We start from the raw sequence: 21,083 nt of genomic DNA, 5'->3' as shown, positions 1-21,083 counted from the left end.
ATGGTGCCCAGAGACGGAATCGAACCGCCGACACGGGGATTTTCAATCCCCTGCTCTACCGACTGAGCTATCTGGGCAACGGGGCGTCATTAGATAAGATTGCCCCATTCAAGTCAACCGCTTTTTGGAAGGCTCAAGCGCGTTCGCTCAAGCCTTGAACAAAGCGGTGATTTAGTCTGCGGAAGGGGGGGTGTAGCCATCCACTTTTACGTCGGCGCCTTCAAACAGGTAGGCGATCATTTCCTGCTCGAGCAACTGACGGTGCTCGGCATTCATCATGTTGAGCTTCTTTTCGTTGATCAGCATGGTTTGCTTCTGCTGCCAGCCGGCCCAGGCTTCCTTGGAGATATTTTCATAAATGCGCTTGCCCAGATCGCCCGGGTAGAGTTGAAAATCCAGCCCTTCGGCCTCTTTCTGTAAACGCTGACAAAAAATAGTACGGCTCATAAATTCCTCTCTTGCAATTGCGGGTAGGCGAGCAGCTTCTTGGTGGCAGCCGCCAGGCCGACCGATGCCGGTTGCTGCAAGTTATACCAAAGTCGCTCTGTTCCGGCCATGACCTCGTCCGGTATCCGGGGTAATTCTACCAGCCAGGGCTCGATATCCAGATGAAAATGGCTGAAGGTATGGCGAAAGCCGGGCAGGGGACTAGGCTCGGACGCGTGTGGATAGCGCTTGAGCCAGGTTCTGAGTTCCTGTTGGTCACGAAATTCGGGAAAACAATAAAGCCCGCCCCATAGTCCCTGGGGTGGGCGCTGCACCAGCAGGATGTGATTGCCCTGCTTGAGCAACAGAAAACAGGACTGTTTTTCCGGCTGCACCGTCTTTTTCGGCTTGGAGTGAGGAAACGCGGTGGGGGTATCCAGCGCCCGCGCCTGGCAATCATTCTGTACCGGGCACAGTTCGCATTTGGGTTTGGAGCGAGTACAGATGGTGGCACCCAGATCCATCATCGCCTGATTGTATTGCGTTACCCCCTGCTGTGGCGTCAGTTGCTCCACCCGTTGCCAGAGTGCATTTTCCACCTCTTTTTTACCGGGCCAACCCTGTTGCGCCAGCCAGCGCGCCAGCACCCGCTTGACGTTGCCGTCCAGAATACCGTGATGCTGACCGAGCGAGAGCGACAATACGGCCCCGGCGGTGGAACGACCGATACCCGGCAGGCCCAGTACTTCTTCGAAACGCTCGGGAAAATGGCCCTGATAATGGTCACGAATCACCTGGGCGGCCTTGTGCAGATTACGGGCGCGGGCGTAATAGCCCAGCCCGGTCCACAGGTGCAGCACCTCATCCTGGGGGGCGTCGGCCAGGCTCACCACATCGGGAAAGCGCGTCATAAACCGCCGATAATAGGGAATGACGGTGGTGACCTGGGTTTGCTGCAGCATGATCTCGGATACCCAGACCCGATAGGGGGTTTTATCCTGCTGCCAGGGCAGGGTTTTACGGCCATGCTGTTCATACCAGGTCAGCACGCGTTCGGCAAAAGAAGCTGTGTTCACAATATTGACTGCATAAAAATGAATGGCCGGATCAGAGCACAGCGGGGCAGGCAGTGCAAACCGGCCGGCTCGGTCTCGGCTCATGTTATCTGTAATCGGCGCAAGATGATGCGGCTGTTTCGAATACTCTTTTGTTGTTGGCAGTTTGTTATTCGACTGTTTTCTGATACAAAAGAAGGGTTTTATTGGCGCCCGCCAAGCCCGTTTTTAGAGAGACTCTTATGCAGCCCTTTTTTGCCCAGCGCTTTGCCAAGGTAGAGCCGTCCTTCATCCGTGAAATTCTCAAGGTCGCGGTTAACCCGGAAGTGATCTCCTTTGCCGGTGGTTTGCCCAACCCGGCCTTTTTCCCCAATGAAGAATTGGCCGTTGCCAGCGCCCGGGTGCTGCAGAACAAGGGCAATGGCGCCCTGCAATATTCCGCTACCGAAGGCTTTGCGCCACTGCGGGAATATATTGCAGAACGCTATTTTCAGCAGCATGGCATGCGGGTGTCGCCCGACAACATTCTGATCACCAACGGCTCTCAGCAGGCACTGGATTTGCTGGGCAAGGTGCTGGTCGACGAAGGTGACAAGCTGATTATCGAAGAGCCGGGCTACCTGGGCGCCATTCAGGCACTGTCGGTGTATCAGCCCGAGTTTCAGGGCGTGGCGCTGAATGATGACGGTCTGGATCTGGATGAACTGGATACCTTGCTGGCCCAGCCCGACCATGCCCGCCTGCTATATGGTGTGACCAATTTCCAGAACCCGACCGGCCTTAGCTACAGCCGCGAAAATCGTCAGGCGGTAGCCGAGCGACTGATCAAGCACAATGTGCTGATGATCGAAGACAACCCTTACGGCGAGCTGCGCTTCGAAGGCGAGCACCTGCCACCCGTCGCCCAGCTGGCGCCGGATAATGTGGTGCTGATGGGCTCCTTTTCCAAGGTGGTGGTGCCTTCGTTCCGCCTGGGCTGGATGCTGGTACCGGATTGGCTGCGCCAGAAGGTCACCATCGCCAAGCAAGCCGCGGATCTGCATACCAACGGTTTCGTGCAGCAGGTACTGCATGCCTATCTGCAGGAAAACAACCTGGATGACCATATCGACCGCATTCGCACCGTATATGGCCGCCAGAAAATTGCCATGGAAAAGGCATTGTTGAAGCACTGCCCGGGCATCGACTTTACCCGGCCCGAAGGCGGCATGTTTTTGTGGCTGAAGCTGCCGCCACATATCGATGCCATGGCGCTGTTCAATCTGGCCATCAAGGAAAACGTGGCCTTCGTACCCGGTCAGCCTTTCTATGTGCGACCGGATATTCTGAATACCGCCCGCCTGAGCTACGCCGGTGCCGACGAAGCCACCATAGAAGAAGGCATCAGCCGCCTGGGCCGGGTGATCCGGCAGGTACTTTAACCCACAGCTGTCAGCTTTAAGCCATAAGCTGTAAGTAAAACAAGCACCTATTCACGGTGCTTGTTTGTTTTTACGGCTTAAGACCGTGGTTTAAAAATAACTTATACCAATCCCAGTAATGATCTGGTCATGTTGAGGCCCCAGATCAGAGGCAACAGAGCCGCCTCCCTCGACACGCTACGAGTACATCCATGTAAGCTCGGAAATGCCGTCCCTGGCATTTCACGGTCGAGGGAGTCGTTCTCTGTTTCCTCTTCTGGAATACCGAGTTGCCCGCAGACAGGCCAACAGGCGACTTTGTAGCATCAGGGAGGACAAAGGGATCTGCTCTACCGACCATCACATGACGTCCTGTCATGTGATGGTCGGCTGAGGCTATCCCAGCCGCCTCTTTTCGGGCTCAGAGTCGTCGGTGAGCACCGCTGACAGACCACTCCGCTGCCGACGGGAGGGCAAAGGGTGTCTGCTCAACCGGCCATCCGCGCCAGGGAGGGCGCGGTTTGAGCCCCCAGGGAGGGGTTTACGGCGTGTCGGCTGAGCAGTGCGCTTTGCCTGATAGCCTCATTAAGTTCAACAAAAACTTGTGACTAAGAGACAGCTTCAAGCTTGCAGCTGCTTTTGGCCTTGCACCTTGGGCCGAACTTTGGATAATTCGCCTTCCCAAGCCCGCCGGAGAATACAGATGACAGACGAACACCAGCCCGACCAAACCGAACAAGCCGAAAACGAACTGCGCAAGCGCAAGATCCGCAGCTTTGTGCGTCGTGAAGGCCGCCTGACCAAGGGGCAGGAAAAAGCCATGACCGAGCAATGGCCGATCATGGGCATCGAATACAGCGCCGAGCTGCTCGATCTGGATGCGGTATTTGGCCGAGCCGCCCCTCGGGTGCTGGAAATCGGCTTCGGCATGGGTGCTTCGTTGGTGGAAATGGCTCGTGTGGCTCCGGAGCAGGACTTTATCGGCATCGAAGTGCATACCCCGGGCGTGGGCGCCTGCCTGATGGGCGCGGCCGAGGCCGGACTGACCAACCTGCGGGTGATGTGTCACGATGCGGTGGAAGTGTTCGAGCAGATGCTGCCGGAGCAGAGCCTGGACCGGGTGCAGCTGTTTTTTCCCGATCCCTGGCACAAGACCCGCCATCACAAGCGCCGCATCGTGCAGCCGGCCTTCGTCGAAATGTTGCGCAGCAAGCTGAAAATCGGTGGTGAATTCCACATGGCTACCGACTGGGAAAACTACGCCGAGCATATGCTGGAAGTGATGAACGCCGCCCCCGGCTACACCAATGCCACGGTAGAGGGAGATTATATGCCCAGACCCGACTATCGTCCGCTGACCAAATTCGAGCAGCGTGGTCACCGCCTGGGTCACGGCGTATGGGATTTGATCTTTACTCGCACCGCGTAATCCTTCGTTTTATATCCAGACCCTATCGAGAAGGCCGGCATTGCCGGCCTTCTTTCGTTCTGTAATTACCCGCCGGGCTGGTTGCTCGATAAAGCCCGTCTTGTTGATTGCTTATTGAACAATATTGTTGTTTTTTCTTTCGCTTTTTCATATTTCATCGCACATATATCATTCTAGTACTAATGAGTGGTTCAAATAGGTCTTCTTTTTGTGTTAAATAGGGTGCGTCAAAATTTGACGGACTCATTAACTCGATTACAAGAGCACGGAAGAACACAACATGATCCCTCTTTCAGGAAAATACCCCCTGGTATTGGCCGGCGTACTGATATTGTCCGGATGTACCACCATGCATCAGAAAAACAAATTTGGTGATTTCGACAAGGCACTGGTTGATGGACGCAGCCTGGATGCCCTGACCATTGCCGAACAGCATTCCGGCCTGAATGAAGAGGGGAAAGCAGACGACCTGCTGTGGTCCTTGCAGGCTGCCAGCCTGATGCGCCAGGAAAAAATATACGACAAGTCCAACAACCTGTTTGATCAGGCCGAAAACGGCATGAAGGATGAAGACACCAAGCATGTTCTGATGCAGGGCGTCGAGCTGGCCGGCTCCATGCTGGTGAACGACAGCATTACCAGCTATCACCAGACCCAGTATGACGGCGTCATGCTCAATGCCTACAAGGCACTGAATTTCATGGCTCAGGGTGATTACAGCAATGCCCGGATTGAATGGAACCGCACCGAGGATCGCCAGCGCCGGGCGGCCGAGCATTTCGCCTCGAAAATCGCCGACCAGCAAAAAGAGTTGGCAGAAGAGGAAGAAAAAGTCGATAAGGAAAACGTCGACCGCACTCTGGAGGCGGCCGATCCCCTGTTGGCCGAGCAGGGCGTTGATCTTTCCGCATGGCAAGCCTACGACGGCTACGTCAATCCCTTCGCCACCTACCTGCACGGCTTGTATTTCATGCTCAAGGCCCAGGACAAAAGCGATTACAGCAAGGCTCACGCCAGCTTCAAGCGCGTTTATGGCCTGACCAAACATGCCGATGTAAAAACTGACATGAACATGGCCAATGCCCTGCGCCGGGGTCAGTCCATGAAGCGCCAGAAACCCACGGTCTGGGTGTTGTTTGAAAATGGCCTGGGCAGCAAAAAAGAAGAATTCCGCATCGACCTGCCGTTGTTTGTCTTTACCTCCAATGTCAGCTATAGCGGCATTGCGCTGCCCAAACTGGTGGAGCGTCCGGCGGCCTTTTCCAACCTGAAGATGGGGCCGGTAAAAACCCGTCCGCTGGCCAGTATGGATCGCATTATTCAGGCCGAATTCAAAACAGAATTTCCCTACATCCTCAGTCGTGAAGTGATTCGCGCCACCCTGAAAACCGTGGCCCAGAAACAGCTTAAGGATCAAAACCAGTTGCTGGGCATGGTGGCCGGTGTCACTCAGGCCGCCACCACCGGCGCCGATATTCGTCATTGGAGCGCCCTGCCCAAGGAGTGGCAGTTGGCGAGGGTTCAGCGCCCGTCCAACGGTAAGCTGGACATCAAGGTGTCCGAACTGGATCAGCCGCTTGAAGTGACGCTGGATCCGGAAAGTCGTTTTCACCTGGTGTATGTGAAGGCCACCTCCCCGCAACAGCAGCCCCAGATTGAAGTCATGAATCTGTAACAATTAAGAAAAGAGAGAGCACAATGAAAAAACAAGTTTCCGTGGTGATCCTGATGGCGGCCCTGTCCGGCTGTGCCACCACCGCCCACTACGTTAATCCGGGTCAGGACCAGACGGTGGTGATGGGGCTGGATTACAAGGACTTTGAAAGCGCTGCATCCCAGGCTGTGGACGAGATGGTGGCCAGCCCCTTGCTGGTGCATCCCAAGGCGGCCCAGGGCGGGCGTTACGTGATGGCGGTGTCGTCCATGATCAACGACACCACCCAGCGTATCGACACCGATCAGCTCACCAAGAAAATTCGTGTGCGCCTGCTGCAAAGTGGCAAGTTCATCACCACCACCGCCATTGGTCTGAACGGGCCGGAAGACGCCATGACCCAGCAGGTGCGCCAGCTGCGCAACTCGGCCATGGTCAAGGGCAGTACCGTCAAGAAAAACAACAAGGTGATTGCGCCCGATTACAGTCTGAGCGGCAAGATCATTCAGCGCAACAACCGGGTGGACCGTCGCACCCAGCAGTCCGACTACTACTTCCAGCTGACGCTGACCAACCTGGAGAACGGTCTGGCCTACTGGGAAGGAGAATACCCCATCATCAAGCGCGGTGATAATCGCACCGTCACCTGGTAATGAAGGCGGGGCTCAAGGAGCCCCGTTCTTTTGAATAAAGGACAGCAAATATGAACAAACATCTATTTTGGGCCGCGCTACTGGGGCTTTCTTCCGCTTACGTTGTTGCACAGGAAGGGCCGGCTCCGGCTTCGTTGCCGCAGCCGGCTGAGGTCATCGTCGACGAGGCCACCCAGGCCCCGGCCCAGACCGAGCTGGAGATCGTCAAATCCGCCGAGCGCGGCATCGACAACGCCCACCTGTATGTGACCGAGCAGGCCGACAAATTCGTGCGCGAGCGCAAGGCCGCCTATCGGCGTCAGGGGCGTAGTCAGGAAGTATTCCTGCAGTACGGCGTGGCCGATGTGTCCCGTCAGCCCACCTCGCCCGACTGGGCCGATGCCCGCAGCATCGCCTATCTGCAGGCCCAGACCAAGGCGCGGGAAGCGCTGATCAAGGAGCTGTATATCAGCATTTCTTCCGACGTGGCGCGGGAAGCATTTACAACCAACCAGGGGCCGGAATTTACCCCGGAAGAGCTGCAGCGCAGCGGCAAGCTGGACGCCATGTTCGACAAGCTGGTGGCGGTGGCTGACGCCTCGCTGGATCAAAAGCTGGTGGAGCTGGGAGTGGATCCCGAGGAATTCAATGCCGCACCGCCATCCAAGCGCAAGCTGATGATGCGCAAGGCCATCAGCCGCACCGTGGGAACCCGCTCCCGGGGGGAAATCGGCGGTGCCATGATCATTCGCACCTTCGAGATCACCGACACCAACGGCAACACCTCGGTGGCGGCGGTGCTGTCTACCTCCAACAAGATGAAAAACGTGCTGGCGTCCCTGCGCCAGAGCAAGGGGCATGTGGAGCCCGAGCCGGAAAAGCGCGGGATCAATCTGGACAGCTTTCTGGAGTCCAACAAGGCCAACCTGATGTACGAATACGGCGTCAAGATGATGCGTGACGAGCAGGGGTATCCCATGCTGGTGTCGTTCGGCATGGCCGGCAATGACTGCAACCCGGTGGACTACGAGGAGTGCAACGACAACCGGGATTTCGCCTTTATCGAGGCGGAACAGGAGGCCTATGCCCATATTTCCGAGGCCTATAACCTTTACGGCAGCATGGAAACCCAAAATACCAAAGGTCAGGAACGGGAGCGCAATGCCACCCTGACCAAAACCGATGCCGGTGAGGAAACTCTGGAAGAGACGACCACTACTTTGCTGAAGGAAACCCGGCAGATGTCGCGCATGAGCTCGTCGGTAAAAGGTCTGGTGGGGCTGCAGGTAGCCAAACGATGGACTCACAAGCACCCGATTTCCAACCGCGAGATCAACGGGGTGGTGGTGGCCTGGCATCCGCAGAAAGAGCAGGCCATGCGTACCTTCAAGGCTGGCAAGGTGCCGGGGCAACAGGGGCAGAACGGTTATCAATCTGGCAGCAACCAGGGCGCCAGCATGGACATGATGGACATATCGGATTTCTGAGGAGCAGAGCATGAAAACATGGTTGCTGGCAGCGCTGCTGCCATTGTGCCTGCTGGCCGGTCACGCCCGAGCTGATGTCACCCCGGTGCAGGTGAGCGGTTTCGGTGTGACCGAGCAGTTGGCGGTAGAAAACGCCCTGGTGGAAGCGGTGCGCCAGGTCAACGGCGTGGACATCAACAGCTCGCAGCAGGTCGAGCAGTTGCTGCACAAGAAAAACGGTGAAACCGAAAGCCTGACCCACACCCAGCGGGACGGCCGCATGGCCGCCAAGGGCATGGTGGACAGCTATCAGATGCTGTCGCAGCAGTGCGACGACGCCGGCTGCCGGGTAGAGCTGCACGTCAACGTGCTGCGTTACAAGCCGGCGGGCAGGTCCGCCGACAGCCGGCGCAAGCTGGCGGTGCTGCCCTTCAAGGGCAGTCATGGTGCCACCTTCAGCCGTGATTTGCAGGATCTCTACACCCAGAGCCGGCGCTTTGCGGTGTTGGATCGAGAGCAGGATCAGGCCTATCAGCGCGAACGCCAGCTGTGGGAGAGCGATAACACCGCCCTGACCGAAAAGGCCCGCATGGGTCAGGTGCTGGGGCTCGACTACATGGTGGTGGGCAAGGTGGAAAAGGCCGGCACCCGGCGCTGGTCGGAAAGCGTGGCGCTCACCGGCGAGGTCAACCATTATGCCCGCAGCGCGCTTAAAGTGCGCTACCAGATCATCGAGGTGCCAACCCGCCAGGTGAAGTGGTCCGATACCGTCAGCTTGAGTGCCAAAAACGGCAACCTGAACGGGCTGATCAACCAGGCGGTAACGCGGATTTTCCAGGAGTCGATGGAGAATATCTATCCGCTGCGGGTGATCGGCGTGACCGGGAACCGGGTGATCATCAACCAGGGCGGCAAGACCCTGAAAAACGGTAGCTATTTTACCGTCTACAGCCTGGGCGAAAAACTGGTGGATCCCTACACCGGCGAGGTGCTGGGCCAGGATGAAGCAGCCATTGGCAAGATTCGCATTACCACGGTCAAGCCCAAAATGGCCTATGCCAGACTGGTGGAAGGAGACGCCGGCCTGGTGGAAAAAGGACAGATAGTACGTCCCGCCAAGGCGCCGGTTCGCAAGCCGGCCCCGCGTAAAAGCTCGGCCAGCAAGTCACCGCCCCGGGAAAGCACTCAAACCGCCGAGGGCGGCGGTGTGATCCTCTGAGCATTTGGTCCGGACTAGTTGCTCCGGACCCGGGCCAGATACTCTCTGTGCAGCCGTGCCACCTGTTGTTTCAGCCCCGCTTGGTCGGGGCTGTTGTTATTGATAACGTCGTCGGCGGCGGCCAGGCGTTGTTCCCGGCTGGCCTGGGCGGCCATGATGGCGCGAATTTGCGCCTCGTTGCTCTGATCGCGTCGAATGGTGCGGGCCAGCTGCTGCTCGGGAGAGACATCCACCACCAGCACCCGCTGGCATAAACCGGTCAGCTTGTTTTCTACCAACAGCGGCACCACCAGCAGGCAATAAGCAGAATGGGCGGCGGCGCAGGCCGAGATCATGCGTTCACGGATCAGCGGGTGCAGCAGGGCGTTGAGCCAGTCTTTATCGTCCGGATTGTCGAACACTCTGGTGCGCAGTTCGCGCCGGTCAAGGCTGCCGTCTGCCGCTATGATGTCGGGTCCGAAACGGGCGGCAATGGCGGCCAGCGCCGGCTCGCCCGGAGCGACTACCTCGCGGGCGATGATGTCCGCATCCACCACCTCTACGCCCAGTTCGGCAAACAGGTTGGCCACAGTGCTCTTGCCGCTGCCGATGCCGCCGGTCAGCCCGATGACATAGCTCACAGCGCCAGACTCCAGTAAATGTTTATCACGTCGGTTCCCCACAACAAATACACCCAGCCGGCCAGCGCCAGTGCCGGACCAAAGGGCAGTACCCTGTCTTCCCCCAGTCGCTTGCTCGCCATCAGCGCCAGCCCCAGCACCGAGCCCACCAAAGACGCCAGCAACAGCACCGGCAGCAGCGCCTGCCAGCCAAACCAGGCACCGATGGCGGCCAGCAGCTTGAAGTCGCCATAGCCCATGCCTTCCTTGCCGGTGGCCAGCTTGAACAGCCAGAACAGGCTCCACAGTATGCCGTAGCCCAGGGCGGCACCGAGCACGGCCGAGGACAGGGACACGAACAAGTCGTTGATGTTAAGCAGCAGCCCCAGCCACAGCAACGGCAGGGTCAGGTTGTCGGGCAGCAGCAGGTGATCGATGTCGATCAGGGTCATGCACAGCAACACCCAGCTGAACAGCAGGGCGGCCAGCAACTGCGGGCTGGCGCCGAAACGCCACAGCGCCAGCGCCGCCAGCGCCGCCGACGCCAGTTCGACCAGCGGGTAGCGCTTGCTGACGCCGGCCCGGCAATAGCGGCAGCGGCCCCGCAACCAGCACCAGCTAAGCAGGGGAATATTGTCGAGCGCGCTCAGTTGATGCTGGCAATGAGGGCAGCGGGAGCGGGGAGTGCACAGGTTGAAGGTCGGCAGTTCGGCCGGCGGCTGACCGTTAAACTCGGCGCATTCCTGTTGCCAGTCGCGTTGCAGCATCAGCGGCAGCCGATGGATCACCACATTGAGAAAGCTGCCCACCAGCAGGCCGAGCAGGGGGATAACAATATAAAGCAGAGCGGTATTGTCGAGCAGTTGGGTCATGAGGTTTCCACGTTAGCTTCTTTCGGTTTGTCCGGAGGCAAGTAGTCTGTTAATCCTGCACCGCGAAGCAACATCAGGGTTACCTGCGCCGACACGCTTCAAGCCCCTCCATGGGACGCTCGGCAAATGCCTTCCATGGAATTTGACGGTCGGCTACGGTAATCCCTGATGCTGCTTCGTGCATCTGCGGCGCCGCCTGTTGGTGCTGCCCGGCAACTCGGGGTAAGTACAGGAGGGGAAAGGGCGTCTGATTCACGACCCTTCGCGCCATGGTCTAAAAATGCTCCTGCATTTTAGACATTTCCGCCATCCATGGCGGTCAGATGGCGCGGCGGAGCCCCCATGGAGGGGTTTACGGCGTGTCGTGAAGCAGAGCCCTTTGTCCGACGAATCTGCACGGCCCAACAAGCAAGCAGGGCTCAGCGTACCACGTTACCCAGGTCAAAGATGGGAAGATACATGGCAATGACCAGGCCGCCAACCAGAATACCCAGTACCACCATGATCAGCGGCTCAATCAGGCTGGTAAGGCCGTCTACCGCATCATCCACTTCCCGTTCGTAAATCACCGCCACCTTGTTCATCATGTCGTCGATGGCGCCGGACTCCTCGCCAATCATCACCATCTGCACCACCATATCCGGAAACAGCTGGGTCGAGCGCAGGGCCAGGTTCATCTGCATGCCGGCCATCACCTCGGAGCGAACCATCATCACCGCCTGACGATAGACCACGTTGCCGCTGGCGCCGGCGGAGGAAACCAGCCCTTCTACCAGCGGAATACCGGCAGAAAAGGTGGTGGCCAGAGTGCGGGCAAAACGGGCCAGGGCGGCCTTGTGCAATATGTCGCCCACCACCGGCAGGCGCAGCACAAAGCGATCGGTGGCATCGCGTACTTTTTCCGAATGACGCCAGGCGCGCACATAGGTGAATATCGCCGCCACGGTGGCGGCCAGAATATAGAGCCAGTAGTCCTGCATCCAGCGAGACAGCATGATGACCATCTGGGTAAACATGGGCAGGGTGGCGCCGAATCCGGCGAAAATTTCTTCAAACTGCGGAATCACGAACAGCAGCAGAATCGAGGTAACGATAATGGCCACCAGTATCACCATGGCCGGGTAGAACAGGGCTTTTCTAATCTTCGACTTCAGCGCCTCGGCCTTTTCCCGGTAAATGGCAATCTGAGCGAAGATATGATCCAGGGCACCGGTCTGCTCGCCGGAATGCACCAGATCACAATACAGCTCATCAAACTGGCGTGGGAATTTCTTCAGCGCCTCGGAGAGCGGGGTACCGCCTTCCACATCGCTGGCAATGATTCCGGTCAGTTCGCGAATGCTGCTTTTCTGGGAAGAGCGGGAGATGATCTGCAGGGTTTGCACCAGAGGCACCCCGGCGCTGAGCATGGTGGCCACCTGGCGGGTGATCACCGCGATGTCCATCGGTTTGATGACATTCTTGCGCCGGGAAAGAAGGCTCTCGCGCTTGCGTTTAACCCTGGTGGTACTGACCCCCTGGCGCTGCAGGTCGCGCTTGACCGCCTGCACGTTGGCCGCCAGCATAAAGCCGGACACCTTCTGTCCGCGTCGGTTCAGGCCTTCCCACTGGTAGGGCTGAGCGCTGCTTTTTTTTGCTGCTGCCATGACACATCCTTATGTTTCCTGGCCGGAGAGAGCCGTCGGCTAAAGGGTGATGCGGTTGACTTCCGCCAGGCTGATGATGCCGAGTCGGGCCTTTTCCAGCGCCGCCTGCCGCAGGCTGATCATGCCGGACTCTGCCGCCGCCCGGGCCAGTGTCAGCGAGTTGGCGCCCTCCATGATCAGGTTGGCCAGGGTACTGCTCATCGGCAGCACCTCATAGATGCCGATGCGGCCCTTGTAGCCTTCGGTGCAGTGTTTGCAGCCGACGGCCCGGTACAGCGTCGGGGGCGAGCTCAGTTGGCCGGCACCGAAACCGAGCTCCCGCAGTTGCTCTTCGGGGATCTGCTCTTGCTGTCTGCATTCGAGGCAGAGTTTGCGCGCCAGCCGCTGGGCCATGATCAGGGTGACCGAAGAGGCAATGTTATAGGCGGGCAGCCCCATGTTGCTGAGGCGGGTCAGGGTTTCGGCGGCGGAGTTGGTGTGCAGGGTAGAAAGCACCAGGTGCCCGGTCTGGGCGGCCTTGACCGCAATTTCGGCGGTTTCCAGATCCCGTATTTCCCCCACCATGATGATATCCGGATCCTGCCGCAGAAAGGCGCGCAGGGCGTGAGCGAAGCTGAGTCCCGACTTGGGATTGATCTGCACCTGGTTGATGCCGGGCAGGGTGATCTCGACCGGATCTTCGGCAGTGGAAATATTGGCGCTGACGGTGTTCAGTATGCTTAAGCCGGTATAGAGCGACACCGTCTTGCCCGAGCCGGTCGGGCCGGTTACCAGTATCATGCCCTGAGGCTTTTTCAGCGCGTCCAGATACAGCTGTTTTTGCTGTTCGTCGTAGCCGAGTTTGTCGATATCCAGCTTGGCGGCCGAACTGTCGAGGATCCGCATTACGATTTTTTCGCCCCACTGGGTGGGCAGGCTGTTGACCCGCATGTCTACCGATTTGTTGCGGGTCAGCTTGATCTTGATACGACCATCCTGCGGCAATCGTCGCTCGGCGATATCCAGTCGCGCCATTACCTTGAGTCGGGCGGCAAAACGGGTGCCCAGGTTGACCGGTGGCGAGGCGATTTCGTGCAGCATGCCGTCGATGCGAAAGCGAATACGATAGAAGCGCTCATAGGGTTCGAAGTGCAGATCCGAGGCTTCGCGACGCACCGCATCCAGTATGATCTTGTTGATGTAGCGGACGATGGGAGCATCGTCGTCGGACTTGCCCAGCTCGTCGTGATAACGCTCTTCGGGATCTTCACCCAGCTCGAGGTCGGCAATATCGTTATCTTCGATATGATCCAGATCGAGTGCGTCACCGGCCTGTTGCAGGCGAGCAAGCAGCAGTTGCAGCTTGTCTTCCTCTACCAGAACGGCATCGGTAACCAGGTTGAAGCGAAAGCCGAAGTCTTCCAGCGCGGACACCTTGGTAGGGTCCGACATCGCCAGATACAGCACCCGGCCCTGCAGCATGACAGGCGCCACATGATGGCGCTCAATCAGATCCATGCTCATGTACTGGGGCGGAACCTGATCCGGCGCTATCTCATCCAGGTCGGTCAGCGGCAGCCCGTATTCCCGCTCGCAGAAGTGGGCCAGCTCGATACTGGACAGAAACCGATGTTCCACCAGCACGGTACTAAGCGACTTGCCTTCCTGCCGGGTCAGCGCGAGCGCCTGGGTCAGCTGGTCGGCGCTTAACTGGTCGGAAGCGGCCAGGCTTCTGGCCAGGCCGCTTTGGGAGGTGTTGATTGGTATGGTCATGAAATAATTAACAAAGCTCAGTCGGGCTGCATTCTTGTTCCCATATCACCCTTCCGTTGTCCGGAGTTCCGGTTAATGTATATGATGCACCTGATAATGCGCCGTCACCAGATGCTACAACTGTGTAATCAGTACCATCTTGAGATATAGCAACACCTGAAACCAGATCAGTATCAACTGCGCCTGAAATCGCACTTTCTGCTTTGGTATCACAGGTAGACATAGTTGTTTCACCTGACTGTACACAGACCTCTATGGCCGTCTTCGCTGAGCCAGTTGCCGCTATTACCTCACTGAATTTGGCTCTTTGGGTATAGGTCTGATACGCCGGCAGTGCCACGGCAGCCAGTATGGCCACGATCGCCACCACTATCATCAGTTCTATCAGGGTAAAGCCGCCCTGGCGGCGTGTAACGGGAAGCTGGTTCATATCGTCATCCTTGATTCAATAAAACGTTGTTGCTAACGCTATCGCACTGGGTGCCTAAGTGGGGCGCTAATTGAAGCCCGCCTAATAGCTATAGCAAGCCTTTGAAATTTTTCCCAATGTATTGATAGAAATTTTGCGTTAAAACGGCGAAAAACACCCGCAAACCTGCCTATTTTTTATATTGGTCGTTTTCCTCTTTCTGCACTAAGGAGCTTCCTGCAACCGCTCGACAAAGTCCCAGTCGAAACCGGTGCCCGGATCCGTCTTGCGCCCGGGCGCAATGTCGCTGTGGCCGACGATGCGCGCGGGGGTGATGGCCGGATAGTGGGCCAGCAGCAGCCGACTGACCGCGGTCAGTTGTCGGTACTGTGCGGCGGTATAGCTGCCGGTATCGGTGCCCTCCAGCTCGATGCCTATCGAAAAATCGTTGCATCGCTCCCGCCCTTCAAAGCAGGACAGGCCCGCATGCCAGGCCCGCTTGTTGAAGGGCACATACTGCACCAGCTCGCCATCGCGGCGGATCAGGCAGTGGGCCGACACCTTTAGTTGATGAATGCCGGCGAAGTAGGGATCCTCATTCGGATTCAGATTGCCCAGAAACAGCCGATCGATATGGGGGCCGCCGAAACGCCCCGGCGGCAGGCTGATGCAATGCACCACCAGCAGCGAAATATCGCCGTCCGGCCGTTCATCGCAATGGGGCGAAGGGCAGTGGCGGGCGGGAGACAGCCAGCCGTCGTTATTCAGATTCAGGGGCGGGGTCAGGGACATGGTTGCACACTCTTTGCACATGATTGGCACACAAGGGAAGGGAGCTTGGGGGTATACTAAAAGCCTCGATAGCAAAGGGGCAAGCCCCGGGGAAGGCAGCATGAGTAAGACAACCAATACTCAGCGCCGGCTGGGCCGCATCATGTGGCTGCTGGCGTGGGGACTGGGGATGGTGCTGCTGACCTGGTATTTTCAGCAAAAGCTGGAGCAGGATTACAACCCCAACCAACAGGTACAGCGGCTGGATGCCAGAACCATAGTGCTGGAGCAGAACCGGCAGGGGCATTATCTGGCCGGCGGCAGTATCAACGGCGAGCCGGTGGTGTTTCTGTTGGACACCGGCGCCACTCAGGTGGCCATCCCCCAGGCGGTGGCGGCCCGACTGGGGTTGGAAGTCGAACAAGCGGTGCGACTGAGCACGGCGGCGGGCGTGGTCACCGGCTATCGCACCCGACTGAAAACCCTGTCTTTGGGTCCCTTCACCCTGTACGATCTGAACGCTATTATCATGCCCGCCGACAGCGACGAAATCCTGCTGGGCATGAACGCCCTGCGTCAGTTTGAACTGATCCAGCGGGACGGGCAGATGACGCTGAAGCGATAAAGAAAGCGTTAAGCTTTAAGCTTGTCTCTTGGTCACAAATCTAGAGTAGAAAAATCGCTTGGTTTTTAGCTCAATGTTTGCACTTCGGCCATAGGGCCCGCTCCGCCGACTCGCCGTGAACCCATCCTTGGGGGCTCAGCCGCGCCATCCGTGGCGCGGATGGTCGGCTGAGCAGATCCCTCTGTCCTCCTTGAAGCTCCGGCGTCGCCTGTTTGTGATGCCAACAGCTAGCTCGGGCGTCAAGAAGAGGCTACAGGGATTGCCTCAGCCGACCGTCAAATGCCAGGGATGGCATTTGCTGAGCGTCACAGGGATGTGCTTGCAGCGTGTCGGAAGAGGCAACCCTGTTGCCTCTTTATTCCACACGTTGATTTTTGATTCAGAGACAGGCTTATGGCTTAAAGCGGTTACGCGGAGCCTGGGAACAAGAAAGATTTCTTGAAATATTGAATAAATGGACAAGACAATAAAACGTTGAAAAAAGGCTGAACAAGATGCTGAATTCTATGCTGGAACAAGAAATTCGTTTTAACGTGACTGCGGCCCTGACCGAAGATCTGGGTGGCACTGTGGATCCCGCGCAGGACATTACCGCCCAGCTGCTGCCCGAGCAGCAGCCGGTGGTGGCCCACCTGATTACCCGGGAAGACGGTATCTTCTGTGGCAAGGCCTTTGCCGAAGAGACCTTCGTGCAACTGGGCGGTGAAGTCCGGCTTGAATGGTTGGTTGCCGATGGCGACCGGATCACCGCCGGCCAGCGGCTGCTGACCCTGAGCGGCCCGGCTCGCGCCATCATGACCGGCGAGCGCACCGCGCTCAACTTCATTCAGACTCTGTCGGCGGTGGCCACAGTGACCCGCCGCTATGTGGATCTGCTGGTCGGTACCCAATGCCGCCTGCTGGATACCCGCAAGACGGTACCCGGCCTGCGCCAGGCGCTGAAATACGCGGTGACCTGCGGTGGTGGCCACAATCATCGTATGGGGTTGTATGACGCTTTTCTTATCAAGGAAAACCACATCTTCGCCTGTGGCGGCATCGACAAGGCGGTGGCCGAGGCGCGTCGCCTGCAGCCGGAAAAGCCGGTCGAGGTAGAAGTGGAATCCCTGGCCGAGCTGGAGCAGGCGCTGAATGCCGGCGCCGATATCATCATGCTCGACAACTTCAGTACCGACGACATGCGCACGGCGGTGGCCACCAGCGCCGGTCGCGCCCAACTGGAAGTGTCCGGCAACGTCACCCAGGACACCATCGCCGCCTACGCCGCCACCGGGGTGGACTTCATCTCGGTAGGCGCGCTCACCAAGCATGTGCAGGCGCTGGACCTGTCACTGCGGGTGCAGCCTTAAATACAGTGAGGGGTAAGGGGTGAGGAGGAAGGGCTGAGGAGCTCTCAGACTTTCTTTCTTCTCACACCTCACACCTCACACCTCACACCTCACAGTAATTTATTTGGCCTTACCAATCACCGCGACTGGTGTTTTGTGATACCTGATCTAGTGTTGAATGATGCCCGGGTTTTTCTGCTTGTTTTGCCATCTATTGTGCGCAATCCGGATTAATTTATTGGACATTTTATCTCCGCTCTGATACCTTTTTTTAACAGTGTTAATTGGTCTTACCAATTTTAAAGCGGACCCGATGTCATACCAGCGTATCAAACAGCCTAAACTCGCCGACACCATCGCCGCCAAACTCGAGCAGATGATAGTGGAAGGCAGCCTGCAGCCCGGACAACGCCTGTTGCCCGAGCGCGAGCTTGCCGAGCAGTTCGCGGTATCGCGACCCTCGGTACGAGAGGCCATTCAAAAGCTGGAAGCGCGGGGGCTGGTGTCCCGGCGCCAGGGCGGCGGCACCTATGTGCAGAACGCCCTGACCAAGGGGCTGGCCGATCCGCTGTTTCAGCTGCTGGCGGAACACCCCGAGTCGCAATACGACCTGCTGGAGTTTCGTCATACCATGGAGGGTATCTCCGCCTTTTATGCCGCCACGCGCGGTAATGAGGCCGACTTCGATACCATCCGTGATGCCCAGCAGGCCATAGTGCAGGCGCAGGAGCTGGGCGATCTGCCGGCCGAAGCCAAGGCCGCCGCCGAGTTCTATATCGCGGTGGCGGCGGCGGCACACAATGTGGTGCTGCTGCACCTGTTGCGGGCCATTCAGCCGATGCTGGAAAGCAGTATCTTGCGCAATATCAAAATTCTTAACCGGCGCGCCGGTATGGTGGAAAAGATTCGCGTACATCGCGCCAATCTGATTCAAAGCATATTGTCTCGCGAGCCGGAACAGGCCAGGGATGCTTGTCATGAGCACCTGGCCTTTATTGAAGAAACCCTGCTCGACATTCAGCGTGAAGAAAACCGCATTCAGCGGTCTTTGCGCCGACATCGACAGCAGGAATAACAACGCCTTCGGCAACGACGAAACCCATGGGCAGGTGCCCCAAACGAGATAGGAAACAGCCATGTCTGATATCCTGAACAACGATGTGGATTCAATAGAAACTCAAGAGTGGCTTGACGCCCTCGAGTCATTGATCCGTCAAGAAGGACCTGAGCGCGCCCAGTACATCTACGAGCGTCTCACCACCAAAGCCATCAAGTCCGGTGTGGCTGTGGCCAGAAATGCCCACGCAGACTACGTCAACAGCATCAAGTCTGAAGACGAGCCTGAGTACCCGGGTAACTGGGATCTGGAACGTCGTATTCGTGCGATTATCCGCTGGAACTCGGTAATGATCGTATTACGTGGCTCCAAGAAAGATCTGGATCTGGGCGGACACATGTCTTCCTTCTCTTCCAGTGCCACCATGTACGAAGTGGCGTTCAACCACTTCTATCGCGCCCGTAACGAAAAAGACGGCGGCGATCTGGTGTTCTTCCAGGGCCATATCTCGCCCGGTATCTATGCCCGTGCCTTTGCCGAAGGTCGTTTGACTGCAGCCCAGCTGGACATGTTCCGTCAGGAAGTGGACGGCAAGGGTATTCCGTCTTACCCGCATCCCAAGCTGATGCCCGACTTCTGGCAGTTCCCGACCGTCTCCATGGGTCTGGGTCCGATCAACGCCATCTATCAGGCTCGTTTCCTGAAGTATCTGACAAACCGTGGCCTGAAAGACTGCTCCGAGCAGCGCGTATACGCCTACCTGGGCGATGGCGAGATGGATGAGCCGGAATCCAAGGGCGCCATCACCATCGCCGCCCGCGAGAAGCTGGACAACCTGTGCTTCGTCATCAACTGTAACCTGCAGCGTCTGGATGGCCCCGTTATCGGTAACGGCAAGATCATCGACGAGCTGGACGGTGTCTTCAACGGCGCCGGCTGGAACGTGGTCAAGGTTATCTGGGGTCGTCGTTGGGACGAGCTGATCGCCAAAGACAAGAGCGGCAAGCTGGTTCAACTGATGAACGAAACCGTTGACGGTGACTACCAGACCTTCAAGTCCAAAGACGGTGCCTATGTGCGCGAGCACTTCTTCGGCAAATATCCCGAGACCCTGGAACTGGTCAAGGATATGTCCGACGACGAAATCTTCGCCCTCAACCGGGGTGGTCACGATCCTGCCAAGATGTATGCCGCATACAAAAATGCCGCGGACACCAAAGGCAAGCCGACCGTTATTCTGGCCAAGACCATCAAGGGTTACGGCATGGGTGACGCGGCCGAAGGCAAGAACATTGCACACCAGGTCAAGAAGATGGACATGTCTTCGCTCAAGCACTTCCGCGATCGCTTCAACATCGAAGTGAGCGACGAAGAGCTGCCGAACCTGCCTTACATCGACATCAAGGAAGGCACCCGCGAGCACGAATACCTGCATGCCCGTCGTCAGGCGCTGAAAGGCTATGTACCGACTCGCCTGGAGCAAACCACCGACAAGCTGCAAATCCCCGAGCTGTCAGAGTTCCAGCCGCTGCTGGAAGAGCAGAAGCGTGAAGTGTCTACTACCATGGCCTTCGTGCGTGCGCTGAACATCATGCTCAAGAACAAGTCCATCGGTGAGCGCATCGTACCGATTCTGGCCGATGAAGCCCGTACCTTCGGTATGGAAGGCCTGTTCCGCCAAATCGGTATCTACAGCCCCAACGGTCAGACCTATACCCCGCAGGATCGTGAGCAGGTGGCTTACTACAAGGAAGACATCAAGGGTCAGGTACTGCAGGAAGGCATCAACGAGCTGGGCGCTACTTCGTCCTGGCTGGCTGCCGCTACCTCGTACAGCACCAACGACTTCCCAATGATTCCGTTCTACATCTATTACTCGATGTTCGGTTTCCAGCGTGTGGGCGACTTGTGCTGGGCAGCCGGTGACCAACAGGCGCGCGGCTTCATGATCGGCGGTACTTCCGGTCGTACCACCCTGAATGGTGAAGGTCTGCAGCACGAAGATGGCCACAGCCACATTCAGGCCAACGTGATCCCGAACTGTGTGACCTACGATCCGACTTACGTTTACGAAGTTGCGGTTATCGTGCAGGACGGTCTGCGTCGCATGTATGGCGACAACCCGGAAAACATTTACTACTACCTGACTACCCTGAACGAGAACTACCATCAGCCGGCCATGCCGGAAGGCGCCGAGGAAGGTATTCGCAAGGGTATCTACAAGCTGGATACCGTTGCCGGCGACCAGGGCAAGGTTCAGCTGATGGGCTCCGGCACCATACTGAACGACGTGCGTGAAGCGGCCAAGATCCTGTCTGAAGAGTACGGTATCGGCTCCGACGTGTTCAGCGTACCGTCCTTCAACGAACTGACCCGTGACGGTCAGGACGTCGAGCGCTGGAACATGCTGCACCCGACTTCAGAGCCGCGCGTGCCTTACATCGCTCAGGTAATGGGTACCGAGCCGGCCATCGCTGCCACCGATTACATGAAGAACTATGCCGATCAGGTTCGTGCCTTCATGCCGTCTGTCAGCTACAAGGTACTGGGTACCGATGGTTACGGTCGTTCCGACAGCCGTGAAAACCTGCGTCGTCACTTCGAAGTCAACAAGCACTATGTAGTGATTGCTGCACTGACCGAGCTGGCCAAGCAGGGCACGCTGGACAAGCAGGTTGTGGCCGATGCCATTACCAAGTACGGCATCGACGCCGACAAGATCAACCCGCTGTACGCATAAGGG

At 57.7% G+C, this 21,083-nt stretch carries 18 protein-coding genes and 1 tRNA gene; 10 read left to right on the top strand and 9 right to left on the bottom strand.

Going from position 1 to position 21,083, the window contains the following annotated elements; all coding sequences use genetic code 11:
- Position 1: 1 nt before the first annotated feature.
- The 3 genes from Q0753_RS13810 to mutY form a co-directional block, all read right to left on the bottom strand.
- Positions 2-77: transfer RNA gene (locus Q0753_RS13810), tRNA-Phe, on the bottom strand.
- A 94-nt stretch (positions 78-171) separates the two neighbouring features.
- Entirely contained in the window at positions 172-447 is a 276-nt protein-coding gene (locus Q0753_RS13805; RefSeq protein WP_298722226.1) for an oxidative damage protection protein, read from the bottom strand.
- Positions 444-1,502 carry an A/G-specific adenine glycosylase gene (gene mutY, locus Q0753_RS13800; protein ID WP_298722223.1) on the bottom strand — a complete coding sequence of 353 codons (1,059 nt, stop codon included), beginning with the start codon at positions 1,500-1,502 and terminating at the stop codon, positions 444-446. Before mutY ends, Q0753_RS13805 begins: the two co-directional genes overlap by 4 nt.
- A gap of 221 nt (positions 1,503-1,723) precedes the next feature.
- Between mutY and Q0753_RS13795 the strand changes: the two genes are divergently transcribed.
- The 6 genes from Q0753_RS13795 to Q0753_RS13770 all read left to right on the top strand — a co-directional run bounded on the left by Q0753_RS13795 (position 1,724) and on the right by Q0753_RS13770 (position 9,281).
- Positions 1,724-2,902 (top strand): PLP-dependent aminotransferase family protein, encoded by a 1,179-nt coding sequence (locus Q0753_RS13795; RefSeq protein WP_298722220.1) that lies wholly within the window; start codon positions 1,724-1,726, stop codon positions 2,900-2,902.
- A gap of 682 nt (positions 2,903-3,584) precedes the next feature.
- Positions 3,585-4,310, top strand: coding sequence for a tRNA (guanosine(46)-N7)-methyltransferase TrmB (gene trmB / locus Q0753_RS13790; RefSeq protein ID WP_298722217.1), 726 nt, complete (start codon positions 3,585-3,587; stop codon positions 4,308-4,310).
- A 280-nt stretch (positions 4,311-4,590) separates the two neighbouring features.
- The gene (locus tag Q0753_RS13785; RefSeq protein ID WP_298722214.1) at positions 4,591-5,985 is read left to right on the top strand and encodes a hypothetical protein; all 1,395 of its coding nucleotides are present in this window, start codon (positions 4,591-4,593) and stop codon (positions 5,983-5,985) included.
- A 23-nt stretch (positions 5,986-6,008) separates the two neighbouring features.
- On the top strand, positions 6,009-6,617 hold the full coding sequence (gene lpoB / locus Q0753_RS13780) for a penicillin-binding protein activator LpoB (protein WP_298722211.1): 609 nt from the start codon (positions 6,009-6,011) through the stop codon (positions 6,615-6,617).
- Positions 6,618-6,667: 50 nt separating this feature from the next.
- Positions 6,668-8,083 (top strand): DUF6844 domain-containing protein, encoded by a 1,416-nt coding sequence (locus Q0753_RS13775; RefSeq protein WP_298722208.1) that lies wholly within the window; start codon positions 6,668-6,670, stop codon positions 8,081-8,083.
- A gap of 10 nt (positions 8,084-8,093) precedes the next feature.
- Positions 8,094-9,281, top strand: a complete 1,188-nt coding sequence (locus tag Q0753_RS13770) for a CsgG/HfaB family protein (RefSeq protein ID WP_298722205.1) — start codon at positions 8,094-8,096, stop codon at positions 9,279-9,281.
- A gap of 14 nt (positions 9,282-9,295) precedes the next feature.
- Here Q0753_RS13770 and coaE read toward each other — a convergent pair whose 3' ends face one another.
- The 6 genes from coaE to ampD form a co-directional block, all read right to left on the bottom strand.
- Positions 9,296-9,901: a dephospho-CoA kinase gene (coaE, locus tag Q0753_RS13765; RefSeq protein ID WP_298722202.1), complete on the bottom strand. Its 606-nt coding sequence runs from the start codon at positions 9,899-9,901 to the stop codon at positions 9,296-9,298.
- The gene (locus tag Q0753_RS13760) at positions 9,898-10,752 is read right to left on the bottom strand and encodes an A24 family peptidase (RefSeq protein ID WP_298722197.1); all 855 of its coding nucleotides are present in this window, start codon (positions 10,750-10,752) and stop codon (positions 9,898-9,900) included. Before Q0753_RS13760 ends, coaE begins: the two co-directional genes overlap by 4 nt.
- Positions 10,753-11,171: 419 nt before the next feature.
- Positions 11,172-12,398 (bottom strand): type II secretion system F family protein, encoded by a 1,227-nt coding sequence (locus tag Q0753_RS13755; protein ID WP_298722194.1) that lies wholly within the window; start codon positions 12,396-12,398, stop codon positions 11,172-11,174.
- A 39-nt stretch (positions 12,399-12,437) separates the two neighbouring features.
- Positions 12,438-14,150: a type IV-A pilus assembly ATPase PilB gene (gene pilB, locus Q0753_RS13750; protein ID WP_298722192.1), complete on the bottom strand. Its 1,713-nt coding sequence runs from the start codon at positions 14,148-14,150 to the stop codon at positions 12,438-12,440.
- A gap of 7 nt (positions 14,151-14,157) precedes the next feature.
- Positions 14,158-14,580 (bottom strand): prepilin-type N-terminal cleavage/methylation domain-containing protein, encoded by a 423-nt coding sequence (locus Q0753_RS13745; protein ID WP_298722190.1) that lies wholly within the window; start codon positions 14,578-14,580, stop codon positions 14,158-14,160.
- Positions 14,581-14,784: 204 nt separating this feature from the next.
- Entirely contained in the window at positions 14,785-15,351 is a 567-nt protein-coding gene (ampD, locus tag Q0753_RS13740; protein ID WP_298722188.1) for a 1,6-anhydro-N-acetylmuramyl-L-alanine amidase AmpD, read from the bottom strand.
- A gap of 100 nt (positions 15,352-15,451) precedes the next feature.
- Here ampD and Q0753_RS13735 point away from each other — a divergent pair, with 100 nt between their 5' ends.
- From Q0753_RS13735 to aceE, 4 genes are all read left to right on the top strand, one after another.
- A complete protein-coding gene (locus tag Q0753_RS13735; protein WP_298722186.1) occupies positions 15,452-15,955 on the top strand; it encodes a retropepsin-like aspartic protease in 504 nt (167 codons plus the stop codon).
- A 506-nt stretch (positions 15,956-16,461) separates the two neighbouring features.
- Positions 16,462-17,304, top strand: a complete 843-nt coding sequence (nadC, locus tag Q0753_RS13730) for a carboxylating nicotinate-nucleotide diphosphorylase (protein ID WP_298722235.1) — start codon at positions 16,462-16,464, stop codon at positions 17,302-17,304.
- 292 nt (positions 17,305-17,596) lie between these two features.
- Complete coding sequence (gene pdhR, locus Q0753_RS13725) at positions 17,597-18,358, top strand: pyruvate dehydrogenase complex transcriptional repressor PdhR (protein WP_298722183.1); 762 nt, start codon at positions 17,597-17,599, stop codon at positions 18,356-18,358.
- A 61-nt stretch (positions 18,359-18,419) separates the two neighbouring features.
- The gene (gene aceE / locus Q0753_RS13720; protein WP_298722180.1) at positions 18,420-21,080 is read left to right on the top strand and encodes a pyruvate dehydrogenase (acetyl-transferring), homodimeric type; all 2,661 of its coding nucleotides are present in this window, start codon (positions 18,420-18,422) and stop codon (positions 21,078-21,080) included.
- The last annotated feature ends 3 nt before the right edge of the window (positions 21,081-21,083 follow it).

It is taken from the genome of uncultured Oceanisphaera sp., assembly GCF_947495715.1.
Classification (GTDB): domain Bacteria; phylum Pseudomonadota; class Gammaproteobacteria; order Enterobacterales; family Aeromonadaceae; genus Oceanimonas; species Oceanimonas sediminis.
Note: the sequence above shows the minus strand (reverse complement) of the source record. Positions and strands in the feature narration are given on the sequence as shown.

Bases quoted from the DNA above. Each gene is read 5' to 3' on its own strand.
- Q0753_RS13805 (WP_298722226.1), bottom strand. From the start codon at position 447: ATGAGCCGTACTATTTTTTGTCAGCGTTTACAGAAAGAGGCCGAAGGG.
- Q0753_RS13795 (WP_298722220.1), top strand. From the start codon at position 1,724: ATGCAGCCCTTTTTTGCCCAGCGCTTTGCCAAGGTAGAGCCGTCCTTC.
- trmB (WP_298722217.1), top strand. From the start codon at position 3,585: ATGACAGACGAACACCAGCCCGACCAAACCGAACAAGCCGAAAACGAA.
- Q0753_RS13785 (WP_298722214.1), top strand. From the start codon at position 4,591: ATGATCCCTCTTTCAGGAAAATACCCCCTGGTATTGGCCGGCGTACTG.
- lpoB (WP_298722211.1), top strand. From the start codon at position 6,009: ATGAAAAAACAAGTTTCCGTGGTGATCCTGATGGCGGCCCTGTCCGGC.
- Q0753_RS13775 (WP_298722208.1), top strand. From the start codon at position 6,668: ATGAACAAACATCTATTTTGGGCCGCGCTACTGGGGCTTTCTTCCGCT.
- Q0753_RS13770 (WP_298722205.1), top strand. From the start codon at position 8,094: ATGAAAACATGGTTGCTGGCAGCGCTGCTGCCATTGTGCCTGCTGGCC.
- Q0753_RS13760 (WP_298722197.1), bottom strand. From the start codon at position 10,752: ATGACCCAACTGCTCGACAATACCGCTCTGCTTTATATTGTTATCCCC.
- Q0753_RS13755 (WP_298722194.1), bottom strand. From the start codon at position 12,398: ATGGCAGCAGCAAAAAAAAGCAGCGCTCAGCCCTACCAGTGGGAAGGC.
- pilB (WP_298722192.1), bottom strand. From the start codon at position 14,150: ATGACCATACCAATCAACACCTCCCAAAGCGGCCTGGCCAGAAGCCTG.
- Q0753_RS13745 (WP_298722190.1), bottom strand. From the start codon at position 14,580: ATGAACCAGCTTCCCGTTACACGCCGCCAGGGCGGCTTTACCCTGATA.
- ampD (WP_298722188.1), bottom strand. From the start codon at position 15,351: ATGTCCCTGACCCCGCCCCTGAATCTGAATAACGACGGCTGGCTGTCT.
- Q0753_RS13735 (WP_298722186.1), top strand. From the start codon at position 15,452: ATGAGTAAGACAACCAATACTCAGCGCCGGCTGGGCCGCATCATGTGG.
- nadC (WP_298722235.1), top strand. From the start codon at position 16,462: ATGCTGGAACAAGAAATTCGTTTTAACGTGACTGCGGCCCTGACCGAA.
- pdhR (WP_298722183.1), top strand. From the start codon at position 17,597: ATGTCATACCAGCGTATCAAACAGCCTAAACTCGCCGACACCATCGCC.
- aceE (WP_298722180.1), top strand. From the start codon at position 18,420: ATGTCTGATATCCTGAACAACGATGTGGATTCAATAGAAACTCAAGAG.